19 protein-coding genes are annotated in these 20,007 nt (G+C 34.8%); 3 read left to right on the top strand and 16 right to left on the bottom strand.

Annotated features, from left to right (window positions below; genetic code table 11):
• Nucleotides 1–40: 40 nt before the first annotated feature.
• The 6 genes from KFD70_RS10515 to rraA all read right to left on the bottom strand — a co-directional run bounded on the left by KFD70_RS10515 (nt 41) and on the right by rraA (nt 6,946).
• Nucleotides 41–760 carry an ECF transporter S component gene (locus KFD70_RS10515; RefSeq protein ID WP_336452337.1) on the bottom strand — a complete coding sequence of 240 codons (720 nt, stop codon included), beginning with the start codon at nt 758–760 and terminating at the stop codon, nt 41–43.
• Nucleotides 733–2,394: an ABC transporter ATP-binding protein gene (locus tag KFD70_RS10510; protein ID WP_336452338.1), complete on the bottom strand. Its 1,662-nt coding sequence runs from the start codon at nt 2,392–2,394 to the stop codon at nt 733–735. Before KFD70_RS10510 ends, KFD70_RS10515 begins: the two co-directional genes overlap by 28 nt.
• Nucleotides 2,367–3,245 (bottom strand): energy-coupling factor transporter transmembrane component T, encoded by an 879-nt coding sequence (locus KFD70_RS10505; RefSeq protein WP_336452339.1) that lies wholly within the window; start codon nt 3,243–3,245, stop codon nt 2,367–2,369. The genes KFD70_RS10510 and KFD70_RS10505 overlap by 28 nt, the downstream gene beginning before the upstream one ends.
• 22 nt (nt 3,246–3,267) lie before the next feature.
• Nucleotides 3,268–4,110 (bottom strand): DUF4430 domain-containing protein, encoded by an 843-nt coding sequence (locus tag KFD70_RS10500; RefSeq protein ID WP_431613182.1) that lies wholly within the window; start codon nt 4,108–4,110, stop codon nt 3,268–3,270.
• 55 nt (nt 4,111–4,165) lie between these two features.
• Entirely contained in the window at nt 4,166–6,091 is a 1,926-nt protein-coding gene (locus KFD70_RS10495; protein ID WP_336452341.1) for a DUF4430 domain-containing protein, read from the bottom strand.
• A gap of 375 nt (nt 6,092–6,466) precedes the next feature.
• Entirely contained in the window at nt 6,467–6,946 is a 480-nt protein-coding gene (gene rraA / locus KFD70_RS10490) for a ribonuclease E activity regulator RraA (protein WP_336452342.1), read from the bottom strand.
• 406 nt (nt 6,947–7,352) lie between these two features.
• Between rraA and KFD70_RS10485 the strand changes: the two genes are divergently transcribed.
• Nucleotides 7,353–7,562 carry a hypothetical protein gene (locus KFD70_RS10485; RefSeq protein ID WP_336452343.1) on the top strand — a complete coding sequence of 70 codons (210 nt, stop codon included), beginning with the start codon at nt 7,353–7,355 and terminating at the stop codon, nt 7,560–7,562.
• 149 nt (nt 7,563–7,711) lie between these two features.
• Here KFD70_RS10485 and ybaK read toward each other — a convergent pair whose 3' ends face one another.
• Nucleotides 7,712–8,185, bottom strand: coding sequence for a Cys-tRNA(Pro) deacylase (gene ybaK, locus KFD70_RS10480; protein ID WP_336452344.1), 474 nt, complete (start codon nt 8,183–8,185; stop codon nt 7,712–7,714).
• Between the two features lie 461 nt (nt 8,186–8,646).
• Here ybaK and KFD70_RS10475 point away from each other — a divergent pair, with 461 nt between their 5' ends.
• Nucleotides 8,647–9,939 carry a histidine--tRNA ligase gene (locus tag KFD70_RS10475; protein WP_336452345.1) on the top strand — a complete coding sequence of 431 codons (1,293 nt, stop codon included), beginning with the start codon at nt 8,647–8,649 and terminating at the stop codon, nt 9,937–9,939.
• 290 nt (nt 9,940–10,229) lie between these two features.
• Here the strand turns inward: KFD70_RS10475 and KFD70_RS10470 are convergent, their stop codons facing one another.
• From KFD70_RS10470 to KFD70_RS10430, 9 genes are all read right to left on the bottom strand, one after another.
• Entirely contained in the window at nt 10,230–11,192 is a 963-nt protein-coding gene (locus tag KFD70_RS10470; protein ID WP_336452346.1) for an aromatic ring-hydroxylating dioxygenase subunit alpha, read from the bottom strand.
• 120 nt (nt 11,193–11,312) lie between these two features.
• Nucleotides 11,313–12,005, bottom strand: a complete 693-nt coding sequence (locus KFD70_RS10465; RefSeq protein WP_336452347.1) for a hypothetical protein — start codon at nt 12,003–12,005, stop codon at nt 11,313–11,315.
• Nucleotides 12,006–12,365: 360 nt separating this feature from the next.
• Entirely contained in the window at nt 12,366–13,124 is a 759-nt protein-coding gene (locus tag KFD70_RS10460; RefSeq protein ID WP_336452348.1) for an SDR family oxidoreductase, read from the bottom strand.
• A gap of 61 nt (nt 13,125–13,185) precedes the next feature.
• The gene (locus KFD70_RS10455) at nt 13,186–14,841 is read right to left on the bottom strand and encodes a putative ABC transporter permease subunit (RefSeq protein ID WP_336452349.1); all 1,656 of its coding nucleotides are present in this window, start codon (nt 14,839–14,841) and stop codon (nt 13,186–13,188) included.
• Complete coding sequence (locus KFD70_RS10450; RefSeq protein ID WP_336452350.1) at nt 14,834–15,559, bottom strand: ABC transporter ATP-binding protein; 726 nt, start codon at nt 15,557–15,559, stop codon at nt 14,834–14,836. Before KFD70_RS10450 ends, KFD70_RS10455 begins: the two co-directional genes overlap by 8 nt.
• 237 nt (nt 15,560–15,796) lie before the next feature.
• Nucleotides 15,797–15,991 (bottom strand): hypothetical protein, encoded by a 195-nt coding sequence (locus KFD70_RS10445; protein ID WP_241816601.1) that lies wholly within the window; start codon nt 15,989–15,991, stop codon nt 15,797–15,799.
• Between the two features lie 290 nt (nt 15,992–16,281).
• Complete coding sequence (locus KFD70_RS10440; RefSeq protein WP_336452351.1) at nt 16,282–16,977, bottom strand: YjjG family noncanonical pyrimidine nucleotidase; 696 nt, start codon at nt 16,975–16,977, stop codon at nt 16,282–16,284.
• Nucleotides 16,978–17,050: 73 nt separating this feature from the next.
• The gene (locus tag KFD70_RS10435) at nt 17,051–18,073 is read right to left on the bottom strand and encodes a tyrosine-protein phosphatase (protein WP_336452352.1); all 1,023 of its coding nucleotides are present in this window, start codon (nt 18,071–18,073) and stop codon (nt 17,051–17,053) included.
• Between the two features lie 123 nt (nt 18,074–18,196).
• Complete coding sequence (locus KFD70_RS10430) at nt 18,197–19,030, bottom strand: hypothetical protein (RefSeq protein WP_431613181.1); 834 nt, start codon at nt 19,028–19,030, stop codon at nt 18,197–18,199.
• Between the two features lie 126 nt (nt 19,031–19,156).
• Between KFD70_RS10430 and KFD70_RS10425 the strand changes: the two genes are divergently transcribed.
• The gene (locus KFD70_RS10425; RefSeq protein WP_336452354.1) at nt 19,157–19,996 is read left to right on the top strand and encodes a DUF2785 domain-containing protein; all 840 of its coding nucleotides are present in this window, start codon (nt 19,157–19,159) and stop codon (nt 19,994–19,996) included.
• Nucleotides 19,997–20,007: the final 11 nt, after the last annotated feature.

Below are 20,007 nucleotides of genomic sequence, written 5' to 3'. Positions count from 1 at the left end.
CGCGATCCTACGTTATATTCTTATGCTTTATGATATATGCTTATGCTTTGTTTCCTTGATATACTAGCTCGTTATCATCTAAAATCCCATATTTCTTTTTAAATCTCATAAGAATTCGGATCCATGATGAGCTAAACAAAACAAGAAAAATTACATTTGAAAGTGCATGAGCGAAATCAAAGTAAAAACTTGCAGCGTAGTATGCCATAAAGTCTTTCCATGTTAATCCTTCTAAAAAGCCAAGTATCCCCCACAAATTCATAATCCAGCCAAAAACAAAACCGGCTATGAACCCATAGATGACTCTTCCCCATAACTTTCTCATAATAAATGTATTTCGTAGCAAACCAGCTGTAAAACCTATCATTCCCCAAGAAAACATTTGCCAAGGTGTCCAAGGCCCTTGTCCTAAAAATATATTAGATACAAGTGCTGCCGTTGCGCCAATAATAAAACCTGTCTCACTTCCAAAAACAATTGCAGATACAATAATAATAAAAGAAGTTGGTTGTACACTCGGCATAAGAGAAAATGGTACACGACTCACTGCTGCTATGGCTGCTAAAACAGCTACAATAACGATTTCACGTGAAACAAATGCTTTCCTTTCAAATCGTATATAAAAAGGTAACATAATAATGAACAATAAAAATAAACTACACCAAATAAAATATTCATCTGTTACAAAGGAAGTAAACAGAAGTGTACTTATTATAAGAAGAAAAATAAGCGTTATGAGAGCAACATATCGTTTGGACACACTTGATACACATCCTCCCATGTTAATGCATAAGGTAATTGCTTGCGAATAAAACGATTAATAGATGTTGTATAAAAGAAATTATCACTAAAGAATTTCTTTGGCGCATCATCCATAATAACTTTCCCATCAAATAACATCATGCAATGATCCACATATTTCGCTGCAAATTCAATGTCATGTGTGGCCATCACAATTGTTGTTCCTTCCTTTTGTAACGCTTGAAACAGTTCGCCTAATCTTTCCTTTTTCTCTGGATCCAGCCCTTTTGTTGGTTCATCTAATAATAATAATTGGGGCTTAGATAACAAGGCTGTGCATAGTGCGATTAACTGTTGTTCTCCCCCGCTACAATCATGTGGATGACGATTGCGAATGGAATACAGCCAAAATCGGTTTAACATCTCTTCCGCAATTTCTTTCCCTCTATCACCATATAATTCATTTGCTCTTTCAAACACTTCATCCCACACCGTCTCAAATGTAAAATGATAATAGGGATGTTGTGATACAAATCCGATTTTTTCAAATCGTTCCTTGGACTTCATTTTATGAATTTCCGTTCCGTTCCACCGCACCTTTCCTCTTCTAGCTTTGTTTAATCCTGCTAATATAGTTAAAAGTGTTGATTTTCCTGTACCATTTTTTCCAACAAGCGCAGTCCACTTTCCTTGTTCAATCGATAGCGTTAAATCTTGCAAAATAAACGGACTATTTTTTTCATATTGAAAAGATATATGTTTTGCTTGTAGCATCACTTCTTTTGTTTCTGCCTGTGATATAGCCGGTACTTCATATTCGATTGGTAACTCGGAATGAATTTGTGTTTGCGCCTCCCTTACCGTAAATGGAATTTTCTCTATACCCCATTCTAAAAACAACCTTGGAATTTGAGGGATAAACGATCGAGATTCTTCTAGTGCCCACATTTTCGATATAACATGTTGCGGGATTCCATCATACATAATTCTCCCTGCATCCATAAACACAACTCGAGTTGCTAATGGAATGACTTCATCTAAACGATGTTCGCTCATGATAATTGTAATTCCAAGTTCTTCGTTAATCCGTTTTAATAATCCTAAAAAATCTTTTGCGGCAATTGGATCAAGTTGCGCTGTCGGTTCATCAAGAAGTAACAATTTAGGCTGCAGCACAAGAACCGCCGCTAAATTAACGAGTTGTTTTTGTCCCCCTGATAATGTGTGAACAGACTGGTGTAATAAATCTTGAAATCCTAAAAAGCTAATTAACTCAGCAATTCTCTTTTGGATGACTTTTGTTTCTAGACCAACATTCTCAAGAGAAAATGCCAATTCTTGAATAACCGTATCCATTACAAGTTGATTTTCAGGGTTTTGAAATACCATTCCGACTTCTTGCGCTGATAATAAATCAGGCATCTCGAGTAAAGAAGCTCCATTATAATACATACTACCTGTGCGCTTTCCAATCGGAAGTAACTCTTTCTTAAAATGTTTCAAAAGCGTTGTCTTACCACATCCTGAACGTCCAGCTAGCACAATAAATTCACCTTGAAAAACCGTTAACGAAACATCTGTTAATGCTTGTACATTTTCATCTGCATACGTAAAAGCTAAGTCTTTTATTTCTGCATGCGCCACCATAACCATTCCCTCCCTTCCATTTGGATTGGTAAACTAATAAATAGTAAAAATAACACGAATAGTATCCCATCATATTGCTGAAATGCAAGTGATTCCACTCTTGGATAGATTGATAATTTGCCAGCGCCGTAATAATTGAGCACAAAACTGCTTAGTAATAAAACCACTAAAGACGCAAGTATATACCAATCTTGGCTCCCCATGCGATACCGTATATACGTACTACGCTTTGTCACTCCAAACCCACGCGCTTGCATGGAATCTGCAGTTTGTAATGCATCTTCTAAAGAACAAACAAGTAACACCTGCAAAAGTTTCATTCCATTTTTGATTCTCCCGATGAATGAGCCTGAATCTAATTGAACACCTTTTGTTTTTTGAACTAGTGTAATTTGTCTTAAGCGCCGGATAAATAAAGGAACAAAACGCACCGTGATCATTGTCAATAGCGCAACTTTCGGTGAAACTCGTGAAAACAAGTACAAAAATTTATGACTTGAAATAATATCATTGTAAGAAGTAAATGTGAACATAATAGCAAGTAACGATAACCCCATGATGAGTCCATACATGCATGCTTCTAATGTAATTCGATTATCTCCTAAGCGAAATAATGTAGTGGCTCCCCTATGTGTTAGCAAAGGATTTAGCACGATAACCATCAAAAAGAAAATGAACGTACTTGGCAACATCCTTCTTATTCTCTCGCCATTTCCTTGCATAACGTTCAATAACACCATCATAATAATAGCACCCATTAAAAAAAGAGGGTGAAGACACACCATACATAGTATCATCACCCCAATATAATAGAAAAAATTCACAAAAGGATGTAAAGAAGAAAAGATAATTTTCATAACCTTTACCTAAAACCCTTCCCTAATTTGATACATACACCCATTCGATTTTATCTCCTGGTTTCACTTTATATGCACCTGCACTTCGGTTTGGAAAAGTACCATTTACACGATACTTCCATCCACTTTTTGGCCCTCTGTCAAATTCATATAAATCATTGATTCCTTTTACATATTTACTATTTCCTGATCCAGTTGAATCAATCTCCAATCCCGTACCTTTTAGTACATCAAAAACTGTAGGCTCTCCTTGAATATCTACTTTCTTTGCACCTAATACATAACCTTGATCACCACGAACAGAAATCGTAACTTGCTGGGCCTGTGGTGTTGGTGTTGGCTTTGGTTCTGGTTTTGGCACTACTGGTTTCGGTTCTGGTTGTGGTGCTGGCTGTGGCTCTAACTTAGGTTCTGGATCTTTCGGATATTCTTGCTTTGGCGTTTCTTTCGGCTGGTTAACGACTTTAGCCTCTTCTTTTACTTCTGTTTTTTCTTCTGTCTTTGTTTCTGGCGCTTTCTTTACCTCAGCGTTTTCTTGCTGTGTTTTTGGTTGTTCTGGCGCTTTTTGCTGAGCAGGTGGTTCTTGGTCTTTTTTCTCTTCTTGTTTTACTTCAGGTTGTTCTTGCTGTTTTTGTTCTTGATTATCTTTTGGCTGCTCTTGCTCTTCTGGTTGCTTTTGCTTAGCAACTGGTTCTTGCGATTCTTCCTGTTTACTTTCTTCTTTTATTTCTTCTTGTTTTTCCTTATCTTTTTGTTCTATTTGCTTTGATACCACTTGTTGCTCAGATTTTGATTCATTTTGACTACATCCAACAAGCAATCCAAATGAGAGAGCAAATGAGAGTAACCACTTCATCAGACTCATGTTTTCCTCACCTTTCCTAATAAAATTAGGAGCAAATCATTGCTCCTAATTTTCGTTAAGCTGCTTTTCGTCTCCATAAAACATATGCTGAAGCGATGCATAATACGCCCATTCCTACTGGCATAGCATTATCCCAGGCAGACGCTCCTGTTTTTGGTAATTGACGGTTTATTGCAGTTTTTTCATTATTTATTGTTTTGTCTTTTATAACAACACGAGAGTTCTCATCATGTATTTGTTCCTGCGGTTTTTGAATCACTTCTTGCTTTTCAATTACCTTTGGTTCATCTACTACAGGTTTTTTCGGCTCTTCAACTGAAGTTTTATCATTTCCAGTCAATGGATTTGTCCAATCATATATAGAGCCTTTTCCATCTACAAATGCCTTATATTGAACAAGTGCTAAAAATGCTTGTTCAGTAGCCATACCATTACCTTCTTCATCGTTTGGTAACCATTTAAATTCACCATTTGCAAGTTGATATGACAGTAAATTGTGAACTGCATTTACATGATTTTTAGTGAACGCTTCACCAGTTGGATCGATTCCTGTAATAGCAAGTCCAATAATCGCTTGCGAAACACTGTTAGAATTTTCTTGACCATCAGCTTCAAATCCACCAGTGCTTAATTGTTTATTTGCTACATACTGCACTGCTTTGTCTAAAGCTTGTTTTACCTCTGGTTGTTTTTGATATGGTGCCAACGCTGATAAAACCATACCTGTTACATCAATATTACTAGCTTCTTCCTTACTACTTTCAACATTATATGTCCATCCACCATCTGTATGCTGCGCATTTAAAATCTCTTTTACTAAAGCAGCGCGATTCCATTTCGCTCCAGCTGGCACTTCGTATTTTTTCGTATCAAGTGCAAGTAAAGCAAATGTATAACCAGTAACAGAATTTAGTTTTTCAGATTGGTACACTTCTTGTACTAAATTTTCCCCTGCAACATTCGTTGGATTTCCATTCACTGCTGACACTGCTAAAATTGTTCTTGCTATATCTGTCGCAGTAAATCGATTCATACGCTTTTCCACTGTTTGTGTTAAAGATTGTAAATAACTAATCTTTGTTTCCGTTGGAATATTATATCCTGAACGAGCAAGTGCAATAGCTACCCAATCACTATCAATTCCATCTTCCATCATCTTTTGTGATGTTTTAGCAATCGCTTGATCTAATTGTTTCATTAATAATTCATTTTTAATTGGTTCTTTCAACTCATTAGGCTTTTGCTCTTCTGGTTTTTGTTCCTCAGGCTTTTGACCATCTGGCTTTTGCTCTTCTGGTTTTTGTTCCTCGGGTTTTTGACCATCTGGCTTTTGCTCTTCTGGTTTTTGCTCCTCAGGTTTTTGGCCATCCGGCTTTTGCTCTTCTGGTTTTTGCTCCTCAGGCTTTTGACCATCTGGCTTTTGCTCTTCTGGTTTTTGTTCCTCAGGCTTTTGGCCATCTGGTTTTTGTTCCTCAGGCTTTTGCTCTTCTGGTTTTTGTTCTTCTGGGTTAGTTGTATCTGGATCTTTTTTACAAGTTCCAATCTTATCGAGCACCTGTTGCAATGTTTCTGTACTCATGTTGTTCCAATCTACAACAAAACGAAATGCAACAACATCTCCAGATTCTAATGTATAACTATCTGCCCCTACCATGGCAGCTTTATCATTTACATCATATGTCCATCCACTTGTATCACCAGCCATTAAACCATCAATACCTTTAACATAGATACCATATTTCGTATTTTCAGCTGTTACTTTCGTCCCCATAACTTTTTGTAACAAACTATAGGCTGTTTCCCCATCTTCAATTGACACTTCTTTCGGACATAAAATAACTCCTTTTTGCGATTCCCCAATGATCGCAAGTGTTGCTGTTTTACCTTCAGCAAACGTAATATGTACAGTATTTGTGAATGAAACAAATACTAATGCAACTGCCATTATCGACGTAAGCAGCCATTTTTTTATCATTGCCATTTCCGCTTATTCCTCCCCTTGCTTACTTATACAGAAAAAAGACCCTTTAAGGGCATGTAATAGCAGCACTGCTTATTAGGCGTACTACACAAAAGAACGCAACACCTCCCTTTGTCTAAATAAGTAGCGATTGGATTTGTATAGGAAAGATTATTCGGCTTATGAATGCAATATTGTGATAACATTCACTTACAATGACACTTCAAATTCCATTTCCACTCATTTTCTTTTAAAAGTTGTCAAAAAAACAATACACCTATACATTTATCACATTACAAATTTCTGTATTATTTTACTATTGACACAAGAATTTGTCTATGCTTTATCGGATTTATTTTCTAAGAATAATAGATTATTATATGCTATATATGTATGTTAATCATGAATACGCTTTTCACATACAATAATGCCATCTTCATCCGCGTACACATAGTGATTGGGAACCCATTCAATCCCTCCAAATTGTAAAGGAATTGCTGTTTCTCCTTTTCCTTCTTTTATACTTCTCTTCGGCATTGTACCTAATGCACAAATACCAATATCTATGTTTCGTAGTTCCTTAGAATCGCGAACATACCCATATACGATAATACCTGCTAAATTCCGCTCTTTTGCTATATTTGCCAAGTTGTCTCCAAGTAATGCACAGTTTGTCGAAGCCCCTCCATCAACTACTAAAACGGTTCCCTCTGGTACAGTTTGCAGTGCTTCCTTTACTAATACATTATCATCTTTCACTTTAACAGTCGCAATCTTCCCTTGAAATTGTTCTTTCATACCGTACGACTGAAACATGGGCTGACATACTTGTACTTCTTTTTCAAAGGCATCACAAAGATCAGTTGTTTTCCACATCTTTTTCCCTCTTTTCTTTTTAGTATATGTTACATATTCTTGTCGTTTCACATTTCACCTGTCTTATATTGCAAAATTTTGTATACTATAGTTTTCCCTCCTGCATAATATTTCAAATTCTGTACATACTATATAAAGGCTGGTGAACAGCTTTAATCCAATTTGTAGTACCTATAATCTTTTCTCCCTTTCCCTGGGGCAGAGCAGTTAGCTTTTGCTAGCTGCTCTTTTGTTTTAATTTCAACCGAGAAGACCCCTTCTCTAAACCAAGTGTAGGTGGGGGTAGTTCAATAAAAAGCTAGTTAACCTCTTTGTACTTTCTAATCATCAATGCTGAGAGTAGTCATGAATGAATATGACAACCTTTCCTTGTAATATTCTTTTATAAAAGAATAAGGGTGTGACAATGTTGAATAGAAAAAACGATCAAATTGTTATTTATATAATAAAAGGCTCAACAATAAAAAAATTTTTAATCTTAGATTTAGTTACTGGAACAGGAATTTATTATGTAGTTAAATTTATTTCTTCAAGTGTATTAATTGCACTTATTGGCAGCATTATGGGAACCGAAGGCATTAAGAAGATACCGAAATTCCAAAATAATACGAATTAAACTCGAGTACCTATCTCCACTACCTTCAATCCGTTAAAAGATTGGATTCTCTCAATTTAAATAATAAAAAGAGCCAAATGGCTCTTTTTATTCATTCCAGTTCATAGGTCTATCCTATCTCCAACTCGATCATCGAAATTAGCAATATGCTACTCAACTACAATATCGTGTAGTTCAAAACGAATGATTTTTTTCAAGTCTTCTAATCCCAACTCAACTTGATATCCTATCTTCCCTGCACTAAAAATGATAGTTTCAAATTCAGTAGCACTTTTATCAATGACAGTTTGAAAAGATTTTTTCATTCCAATCGGTGAGCATCCCCCATGAATATAACCAGTAAGCGAGAGTAAATCTTTTGATTTCAGCATACTGATTGATTTTTCCCGAACGCTAGCAGCTGCTTTTTTCAAATCTAATTCTTTGTTTACGGGTACAACAAAAACATAGTGCTGTCCTGATTTCCCCATGGTTACTAGTGTTTTAAATACTTGATTGGGAGATTGTCCTAATACTAACGCAACATCAATTCCACTAATCGCATCAGTATCTGCATAACTATAATGCTTATAATCGATTTTCTTCTTATCTAACAACCGCATGACATTGGTTTTGTATTCCATCGTGATAAATCCTCCTGCAATAAATTTATATGTACGATTTCATATAGGAATTGAGACGAAGATGTTAAAAATATAATTTCAAATACATTAATATTGTATCTTACTTTGGTATTTTTTCACAAGGAATGACAAACATATCCTATAACTCACACTGTTTATATACGTTATAATTCATTCATTGGTTAATCTTATTTTTATTTTCAAAAAACATTGATATTTCAAAAATCATTGATATTTCAAAAATCATTTGTTATACTTTTGAAAAAACTTAAGGAGAGACTTGATATGTGTAATTTTAATACTTCTTTCCAACTTCATCATCATACATAACGCCGTGTATCCGAAGAATTTTTTTCTTCGTGGGTACAGGGCTTTTCCTGTTACCCACGAAGCGTTCATAAAGCTATGTGGGTATTTTTATACCTGCATAGCTTTTTTTAATTTAAAAAGGAGTGATTCAAATGGATGTAAGGAATGTAAAAGGAACGAAAGATTATTTGCCCGAGGAACAGTTGTTACGAAATAAAATTAAACGGACTTGTGAAGAAACTTTTGAACGATATGGCTGTAAACCACTTGAAACACCTACTGTGAATATGTGTGAACTTATGGCCTACAAATATGGCGGCGGTGCTGAAATTTTAAAAGAAATGTATACATTACGCGATCAAGGAAATCGCGAACTCGCACTTCGGTATGATTTAACAATCCCATTTGCAAAAGTAGTAGCAATGAACCCTGATATCAGGCTCCCATTTAAACGCTATGAAATCGGAAAAGTCTTTCGTGATGGACCGATAAAACAAGGAAGGTTCCGTGAATTTATTCAATGTGACGTTGATATAGTTGGCGTAGAATCTGTTATTGCTGAAGCTGAATTAATGGCTATGGCCTTTGATCTTTTCAAAAATTTAAACTTAGATGTTACCATTCAATATAATAATCGTAAGTTATTAACAGGTATCCTTAAGTCAATTGAAATTCCAGATGAACAAACAAACGATGTTATTTTATCATTAGATAAACTTGAAAAGATTGGGATTGATGGCGTACGAAAGGATTTACAAAGCCGTGGAATCATAAATGACACTGTAGAGGTTGTTTGTAATACTGTTGAATCTTGCACAACATTAGAGCTTGATGAATTTAAACAAACTTTCTCCAATTCACTTGTTACAGATGGAATCGATGAACTACAGCAATTACAGCAATATCTACTCGCACTTGGTACCCAAAACAATACCATTTTCAATCCATTTTTAGCAAGAGGGCTTACAATGTATACAGGCACAGTTTATGAAATCTTTTTAGCAGATGGAAGTATCACTTCCAGTATTGGTAGTGGTGGACGTTATGATAATATCATTGGAGCCTTTCGTAAGGATAATGCCTCCTATCCAACAGTAGGAATTTCCTTTGGCCTAGATGTTATTTATACAGCTCTTGCGCAAAAAGAAACGGAATCTTCTTCTGTCGATATTTTTATTATTCCCATTAACACCGAAGTGGAATGTTTACGAATTACACAACAGTTACGTTTTAACAGTAACTTCAAAGTTGAATTAGAACTGACTGGGCGTAAATTAAAACGTGCGCTTAATTACGCTAACAAGGAAAGTATTCCATATGTGCTTATAATTGGTGAAAATGAAATCAGCACAGAAACAATCGTTTTACGAGATATGAAAAACAGTATTGAAAGCACCATTCCCCTATCCTGTATTGAAGATGGGACTTTAAAGGACTATTTATAAAAAAGGATCTACTAAAAAAGTTAAGCGGTTCTCGTTTGAAGTATCCGTAACTATAAAAGTAGGTATAATAGCAGAGCAATTCGCACATGAATGCGCTCTGTTTTTTTATTGTTGTATCAATGATTTGTATACGAAAAGCATTTTGATGAAGAACTTGTTTATATATACTTTTTGCAATGCGGATACCTCAAAAGAGAACGGCTTGCTAAAAGGTGGGCCACTTTTCTATACATAATCTTTTAGCTATAATTACAAATTTAGTTCACATAATAATTTTATAGTATTCTATTTTATTTATCTAAATAGCAAATTCGCTCTTCACTTGTTAAAAACTGAAACCATCTCTGCCGAAACTTAATTTGAGCTGCATCTGCGTATACATGTGCCTCCATTTTTAAAGCTTCTGGTATGGGTCTTGGATGCTGACTTTCTACTACCACTTGATCTTCTTGAAGAACTTTCAAACTATACCGGCTAAAAATTGTATGTAGAAACGGCATTTTTTTCGCAAAGTTTCTTCCTGCTAATCCAAAAATCATCGTTTCTTCTTCATCTATCGGTGTAAAAGTAACAAAATTAATAAACTTCTTGTTTACTCCTTCTAACGGCTTTAACAGCCATTGCTGAGGAAACTTATAACATAAATAGGCCTCACCATTTTTCAAGGAAAAGGCATCTAAATCACCTTCAATTTGCAATTCTTCTAACTCAGGATTCGTACCTTTCCCAATTGTATTCTTATGAACAAAACTTAAATGGACAACATCTAGTACACTTTCTACAACTCTTGTAAAGTGAGCATTCCAATTCGCTTTATACGTTGAAAATACAAAGCTTGTATCTTCAACTTCTTCAAATAGTTCCAATACCGGTAATTCCTCATCACTTACCTGGCAGTCTGGATATACCCAAATCAGTCCAGCTTTTTCAATTACAGGATAAGACTTCGTGTGTGCAAATTTCGGTATCGGTTTCGAAGGCTGAGATGGAATGCATACACAAGTACCTCCTCCATCGAACTCCCATCCATGGTATGCACATGTTACTCTCCCTTTTCTCATGGAACCTAAAGATAAATCTGCCCCTCGGTGCGGACAATAAGCCGCTATTGCTTGTATATTCCCATCTTTATTTCGAAATAAAACCAAATCCCTTCCTATTATTTTTTTCTTTATCGGTCGTCTCGTAACATCCTTTGAAAAACAGATAGCATACCAAGTACACGGGAACATGCGATTTATATTATCGTCCATATGTGCCTCCTCATCACCCTAAACTAGTATTTTCACATTGTATGTACATTCAAGTTTCAATAGACACAAATAAAAGAAGAAACCTATATTGTTTCTCCTTTTCACTATACGTTATTTCATTTAAGAAAGTTTGTTTAAAAGCTGATTTAAATCTTGCTTTGTTTTCGTCGTCAATGATTTGATCCGTTTCACATCTATTTTTTCTTTTTCAGCTGCGACAATTAAAGGGTACATACTTTGCCCAATCGTTTTATAATCAGTTGGATGAGTCGCTTCTAACTCTTTTTCGATTACATCCCATTTTTCATTAATTTGCTTTCCTAGCTTATTCACTGTATCTAGCTTAGGGTTGGCAGCTAATTGTTTATCTAAACTGTCAATAAGTTGTGCAACTGCTTTCACATTTGTTTTCACAGCCGCACTTTTATTTGTATCTTTCGTTGCAGTTTTTCCGTTCGTAGATTGTTCTGTTGCTTTTGAATTCGTTTCTTTTTCTGTCGTTTTTCCATTTGTCGCTTGCTCGTTAGTTTTAGCATTTGTTTCTTTTTCTGTAGATTTAGCATTGCTCTCCGTTCCAGACGATTCTTTGGAATTTTTGTGATCTTTTTCTGTTTTTTCATTAGTAGTTGTACTTGTTTCTTTCCCGTCGTTCTTTGTTGCAGATGTTTCATCAGCATTCGTTGTTTTTGCTTCTTCTTGTGCGTTCGTTTGTTCCTTTTTCGCTTGATCTTTTTCTGCAGAAGGACTACAAGCTGTAATGGAGAGCATTGTACCAATTGCTAGTGATGCAATCGTGATTTTTTTCATTTTCATAAAAAGCCTCCTATATTTACAATTTTATCCTCCCCTTTACGATTCTATTTTGCCATAAAAATCCCTTTTTGTTCTAACTCTCATCTTTCCGACAGAAATCTTCATATTGATATGCGATTTGACCAATTGTTTACATTTAATATTCGAGCTTTTTCTACCCGATCAACCTTTCTTAACATAAGAGAAGGAGAATATATTGTCATATCAAGAACTGTATTCTTTATATGACAATATATTCCCCTATCAAAAGCCGCTATTTACTGACAATCTATTTATTTTATATAAAAATCAATTCAATAATTATTTTTCACTTCATATTATTTCTCAACCTTTTTGTTAACATAATAAAATTATAAACTATTAATAGAATCCACCATTCGAATGAATGACTTGTCCCGTTATCCATTTTGCTTCCTTGCTTACTAAAAATTGTATGAGACGTGCTATATCTACAGGCTCTCCTATTCTTCCCGCTGGAAATTTGGTTACTAAATACGATTGAACTTCTTCTGTCATCCACCCTGTATTGGTCGGACCTGGGTCAACAGCATTTACAGTAATCCCTTTTTCCATAGCAACAGGTGCTACTGACTTAGTAAAAGCTTCAATTGCCCCTTTCGTTGCGATATAAGCAAGTTCATTTGGCATTGGACCTAACGATTGGCCAGATGTAAGGTTTACAATACTTCCACTTGTTTCAAGTGAATAATGATTAATAAATAGTGTACTTAGTAACATCGTAGCGCGCATATTTACCGTATAGTGCCTATCTAGTTGCTCTACATCAAGTTCTTCAACAGTTGTATCAGTGGAATAAGCAGCATTGTTAATGAGAATAGACGGCTCTCCTAATCGTTCTGATACCATATATAATAACCGGTTTGGTGCATACGATTGTGATAAGTTCACCTCAGCCATTTCACAACGCACGCCATAATTTTCAATTTCTCTTTTCAATAAAAATGGTTCTTCCTCATTCATACTCCATGGCATTGCCTTATCATACCTAGGCCAGTACGTGAAAAAAATATCGATGCCTTTTTGAGCAAGTGCCTTACAAATCGCTGCCCCAATTCCATTTAAACGTGTCGCACCTGTAACAATTGCTATTTTCGTCACTGGTTTATTCCCCCTATTCCGTAAAATAAATCCCCTGCATGTATGCAGAGGATTTATCGTGTTATTTAATATTCGCTAAAATGCGCTCTGCTCCTAACTGTAAACTACGTGTTACAATTACATTTATAATAATAAATGCGATTAATAAAATACTAAACATTCCCCACATACCGATGCCAAAGAAAAAGTATAATCCAACAACTCCAGCTACGATTACTAGATCCATCGCAATATTTGCAAGGAAATTCCATAAAGTTGTGTACCTGCTTTTAAACAACTTTTGCTCCGAATCCCAATGTATATCCGCCGTTTGAGCGTCCCAACGTGTACCAATTAAGTTTGTTAACCAAAGACCATTTGCACTTAGTAAAAACCATAGCAACATAAAGATTGGTGACACACCAGCAACAATTGTCATAATAAGACCAAACACAGCTAAAATTGTTATATTAATAAGCCATGCTGTAAATACTTTTGCAAAAAATATATCTGATGCCTTTACTGGTAAATAACGATTGATAAACCACGAACTCCCATCTCTAGAAAAAGATGTTGTGGCAATGACATTACTTCCCATTAAGAATAAACCTGCACAGAAACCGATGCCAAGAGCTAGACCAGACCATTCCGGTTCTTGTATAAACTTAGTTAACCACTTTAAGTTTCCCTCTTGTATGAAAAGTATAAAGAATAACATAATTGGCATCACAAAAGTTTGCACGATACAATTTATAAAAAATTGTGGTGTTCGGAATAAAATTTTAAACTCTTTTTTGACATAAGCTTTTATGTGTGAGCTTTGTACAGTTGATTTTTTTAAGTTTTCTGCTGAGATGGCCTCTTTTTTTGCAGTGCTCGTTGAAAGTCCGATAACTCCTTTTAAATACGTACGCTGTGCAACATAGAAAAACAATCCAAAAAATGCTAAGGAAATCGCTGCAAAAATTAGAACATATATAATTCCTTTCCAAGAAGCATTTTCTATTAACCCCATCGCACCAAAGTATGTTGTCGGAAAATAATTTGTCATCTGAACGAATAGAGACGATTGATTATCAGCAAAGTAATTTGCCATCATATCTCCTGATACTGCACTTTTGTTTCGCCACTGAATAAATACATTAATACCTACGACAAACAGTAAGGTTAATATTCCAATAAATATATTACTACGATCTTTATTCTTAGCTATATTTGTATAACGCATAATAACTGTCATTAAAAGTGATGCAAGTACTAGCGGGATAATGGGGAAAAATATGTAAATAAGTATTACATATAAATAGTACGTAATAAATGCACCACTTTGCACACCATATACAATAAAGATTGGAAATAAAATGAAAGATCCCATTACATATTGTGTAATTAATACCGTAATAAATTTTGCTGTAATGATCTGTGATGGTTGCAGTGGTAAAGGTAATAAAGTTTCAACATCATTATTATAATAAAATACTGTTAAAATGTTCGTAATACTAATTACAAATACCCATATGCTCGCAACAGCTAATCCCATTCCAATTATCGATGTTTCTTGTCCGATTGTTTTCATTCCAGCGTACATTCCATATGTAAGTGGACCGATAAATATAAAGCCAGCAAATAATAATGCTAGAAATGAAAATGCATACGCCCATCGTTTCTTCTTATCCGTTATGATATCTGCATAATTTAATTTCAATAATACTTTTGTTAATGTCCAAATTTTATTCATTTCCTGTCATCTCCAAGAACATTTTCTCAAGTGGTTCATCGGATTTAAAATGATCCCTCATTTCATTTAAATTACCTTGGAACTGCAAATTCCCCTTATTTATAATCGCAACTCGATCACATAATTTCTCAGCTACTTCAAGCACGTGTGTTGAGAAAAATACTATTTTCCCTTTATCTGCATGCTCTCTCATCATCTGTTTTAAAATAAACGCTGATTTTGGATCAAGCCCTGTCATTGGTTCATCTAAAATCCATACATCTGGATCATGCAGCAGTACACCAATAATAATAATCTTCTGCCTCATTCCGTGTGAATAACTTTGAATTTGATCCGACAAAGCATTATAAAGATCAAACCTCTTAGTCAACGATTGAATTTTCTCCTGCCGGATTGCATTGGGAACCTCGTACATATCAGCCATAAAATTTAAATATTCAATTCCTTTTAAACGTAAAAACATGTCTGGGCTATCCGGCACATACCCAAATGTTTTCTTTGCCTCTAAAGGTTCCTTTGTCACATCTTTTCCATTGATCGAAATTGTTCCTTTATCTATCGCATGTATACCCGTTACCATCTTAATTGTTGTCGATTTCCCAGCACCATTTGGCCCTAAGAACCCAAAAATTTCTCCGCTTGGTACTGTTAAACTTAAATCTTTTACTGCATATGACGAACCATTATAACTCTTTGATACATTGACAATCTCAATCATTTTATCCAATCCTTTCCTCAATTACCAATAAACTATATCTCTATTATAGCATACTTCTATTTTTAGATTTTTGTATTTTTCAGATTAAACAGATCGACAAAATGTATCAGTTTATTAAGAAAGGTTATTGTCCATATTTATTTTGATTTTCCGATCGTTTCACTTAATATTTGGCTAAAACCGCTTCTACGCAAAAACAAACGCTCTCGTTTTATATTGGTTTTTGATTATATATATCTAACCATTAAAATAAATATATAAACCTAGTCCAACAATTAAAACCACTGCTAATAAAAGATAAATCATTGTAAGCCTTGTAATATTACCTTTCGTTGCTTTACTATAATTTTCATCTCCATTTTTCCCGACTACTATTGTTCCAACAACTATTACTGCCACAATCATTAACATAATTAACATCCACTTAATCATACATTGCCCCCTCCCTTCCTCTTGCAACCATTTTACGATATTTTTACTGTTGATAACCTAATAATATTATCATTTTTCTGAATTTTAACTAAATATATAACCTTCATTCGTAGAGAAAGGAAGGTATAATCCTTCTTTACAACTCGCGCATAACGTTGCGAAAGCATTGAATGCTTTCATTGATGAAATTCAAAAAATCCCTCCTATTTATAGAGAGGGATTTTTATAAGAGTTACACGTATTGTTAAAAGTAATTCCTATCTAATCAACAAATATTTATTCAAGTCCCCTCAGTTCTCCTTCTCTCCTACAATCCTTATAATCTCAGTTAACTCACGAATTTCATATGTTGGTTGAATACCTATATGATTTTCCTTACCATTTGGATTAAACCAACAAGTATCAATCCCGTAATTTATTCCTCCTTGGATATCAGAAGTTAAAGAATCTCCTACAATTAACACTTCCGTTTTATCAGTAATCTTCAACTTAGAAAATGCATATTCAAAAACACCTTGGTCCGGCTTCTGAAACCCAGCTTCTTCTGAAATGATAAGATGCTCAAAGGTATTACAAAGAGGAGATTCCTCTATTCTGTTTTTTTGCACATCAGTAAATCCATTTGTTATAATAGCTAGCCTGCACCCAGTAAGACTGCTGCACAATTCTACAGCTCCCGGTACAAGATGTACTTCTTTTCCTAAGTATGTAAGATACACACTGTTAAATGTAGCCGCGTCAATCTCTAAGTTATGTTCTAAAAACAACCTTCTAAATCGTTCTACACCCAATTCTGATACAGTAGTAGTTCCCTGTTCTAAATCTCTCCATAATACTTTACTAATCTCTTTATAGCTGTTTTTATAATCTACTAGTCCCGTAGGTAATCCAAATTTTATAAAAGCTTTATGTAGTGCATTTTTTTCTGACATACTGAAATCTAATAATGTATCATCCACATCGAAGAATATAACTTTGTATTTCATAACTTCCTCCATTACGCATCTGCTGATTAATAAAAACAATCCTGTATTACTGACATAATACAGGATTGTTTGATTACTTCTCTTCTAATAACAATGTCTTCATATTTTCTAACTGGTCTTTTGTAAAACCAAGTCCTTTTTCAGCATAGTTTTCAATACTGCCAAATGTGCGTGTAATTTCATCAATTGCTGCTTGTAAATACTCCGCACGAGCTTCAAACATAGCTCCTAATATTTCTTTACTTTCCTCATTTTGCAGCTTCGCACCTAAAAAGGCCATCATTTTTTGATTTAACTTTTCACGGAATCCATTACTTAACAAATAGTCTTGCATAACCGTTTCTTCTGAAACACCAAGAAGAAGTAATAATAGTGCTGAACCAAATCCTGTTCGATCTTTTCCGGCTGTACAATGGTTCACTAAAGGTAAATTTTCCGGATTTTGAGCTAGTTGTAGAAAACGTAAAAATGCCTCATTCCCATCTACAAAACCTTTATTCATTTTTACTAAATACTCACCTGGTTTTCCAAGCATTGATAAATCCCCCACTTGGAAAAACTCATTAATATTTAAATCTTTCGCTATATCTTGCATAACTGGCAAACAAACTTGGCGAGCACCAGCAATGCTCGGATTTGGTTTATGCGTCACTTCGAAATCTGTTCGATAATCACAGATTAGTTTTAAACCAGACTGTTGTAAATAAGCAATATCCCAGTCTGTTAATCCTGCTAATTCTTCTGAACGATATAATTTCCCCCACTTTACTTTATGGCCATCACTTGTTTCATAGCCACCTAAATCGCGGAAATTAAACGCTCCTTGTAATGGCAAACGACGCTCAGCTACAGTAACTGCTTGTCCATTACTTGCTACTAATCGGAAATAAGGACGTACGTTAGGGCTAGGATCTTCTATTGTACATGAAGCTGCTTTAGTAGCGTTTAATAACAATTGTCCATTTTCTTCAATATGTTCTGATGAAGTACTCCAATAAATAGTAACTTCTCCTATTCCATCTTCCCATACTATATGTAACTTATTATCTTGATTTCGTTCTACACTTGCTTGTAACCAGTTTTTTTGTTGTGTCATAATTTCACCAATACTTTCTCTGTATAATCCATTAAATAAAGCAATACTCTATTTTATTTTATTACAAATGCATGGGTCCTGTCGTGACTATATTTATGACATTCTTTTGTCTATTCTTTGAAATTAAGAAAAGATTTCTTGTACTTTTGCGAATATTGTACATGGAGTACCACGAAATACGTAGGCAATCTGCTCGTCACCTAAATCTTGATATACAACGGTGCCACGCTGAGGATGGTTATAAAATTCTAATCCATTAATCATTTGCATTGGGCTATAATTTTGAGTCCACGAAGATACTGGATAATAATTACGCTTTACATGACGACACGCCCAAAGTGCATATAGTTGATTCTTTTTATCCCAGTACACATATTGTATTTCGTCATCTCTAAAACCAACCGATTCAAGCCGCCAATCATCTAGTGTTGTAATTGGTAACGATTCAAATTGCACTTCATTTGGTGAATACCACTTACTGCATCTACTTATTTCACCGTCAATTTGTACTCTTGCTTGAAAACTTAATTGATGAAACGGCTTATTTACATGTTTTTTTGCTTTTTCTAGATCTAATGGCTGGAAACCTTCTAAAAACTGCTCCATTTCTTGTTGCTGCACGAATCCTTCATCAATCGAAATTTCAACCTGCGTTTTCCATTTAGAGGTGACATAACTGACTTTCCCTTTATAATTTAATCCCCTCCAATATACAAGATGATTATACTGAAAACATTCACCTTGCGCTTGATAAATGCAGCTATCAGGAAATGTTGGTTCCATAATATCTAGAAAAAATTCTTTTACCCGAAACACTCCTGTTGGTGTAAAAACTTGAAACCAAAGTGTTTCCCATTTCTCTCCTTCTCTGCGCTCCGATACATTTTCAATATGCCACCCATCAAATAACACAGCTGGGTATAGTACAATCATATGTTGAAGATTTTGTTTTAACATAAGCAGCGCCCCCCTGTTGACTACTTCGAGAGAGGTTATGATTTATCCTTGCATGAGCAGGATTGTCTTTGAATATATAGAATACTAGGAAACAATGCATTACGAAAGCATAGAGGAGGAGGAGCTTTGGATATCACCACATTGCAACAACAATTGGAGCTCATTCAGCAAAATGACTATACACAGATGCAGAACATCGATCTTAATGAGTTAAGTTCCCATATGATTGGGCATATTGGAACGACCGATAGCTATGTACGTAATCAATTAATATATAAAAGTTTTGCACATTTTATTCAAAATGAATTTCTATCCCATGATAACTTAGAAACTTTGTTAACAACCTGTCTAAGTGACGATTACTTATATCAAGAAATCTCCTCTCCCAATACAGATGGAGTTTTCACTCGTTCTTATACCACTTTATTAATAGGACTAATTATACAGTTCGATAATTCTCACTCGTTCTTATTACAAGAAACTGTGCAAAACGTAAAAGAAAAGCTTATTACATATACGAATCTTGAAATGGATTATCGTGGCTATGTACAAGATAAAGGCTGGGCTCATAGCGTTGCCCATGTATCCGATGCTTTTAACGAACTGGTACACAGTGCGCATATTACCTGTTCCTGTTATGAAGAGATTGCTCATTGCTTATTAAATAAAATCTTCATTTATTCTACCGTATATCATAATAATGAAGATGAACGAATTGTAACTCCCCTCTTATCTATGCTTTATTATGACTTTCCAAGGGATCAACTTTTTTCGATTATCTATAAAAAAATAAAACGTTTAACACAGTTAAAAATTAGACTTTCTTGTCATGAATACTTTATATTATGTGCAAATGTAAAAACTTTTTTACGCACCTTGTTTTTCAGAACAAAAACAGACCCTAACCTTACTTCTGTAGCAAATCGAGCTGAAAAAATGTTAAGGGAATTACCGAAGTATTGTTAATTCTAAAGGAG

Source organism: Bacillus pfraonensis (assembly GCF_050768835.1).
Classification (GTDB): domain Bacteria; phylum Bacillota; class Bacilli; order Bacillales; family Bacillaceae_G; genus Bacillus_A; species Bacillus_A pfraonensis.
The sequence above is the reverse complement of the archived record's forward strand: the minus strand, read 5'-3'. Positions and strand labels throughout refer to the sequence as shown.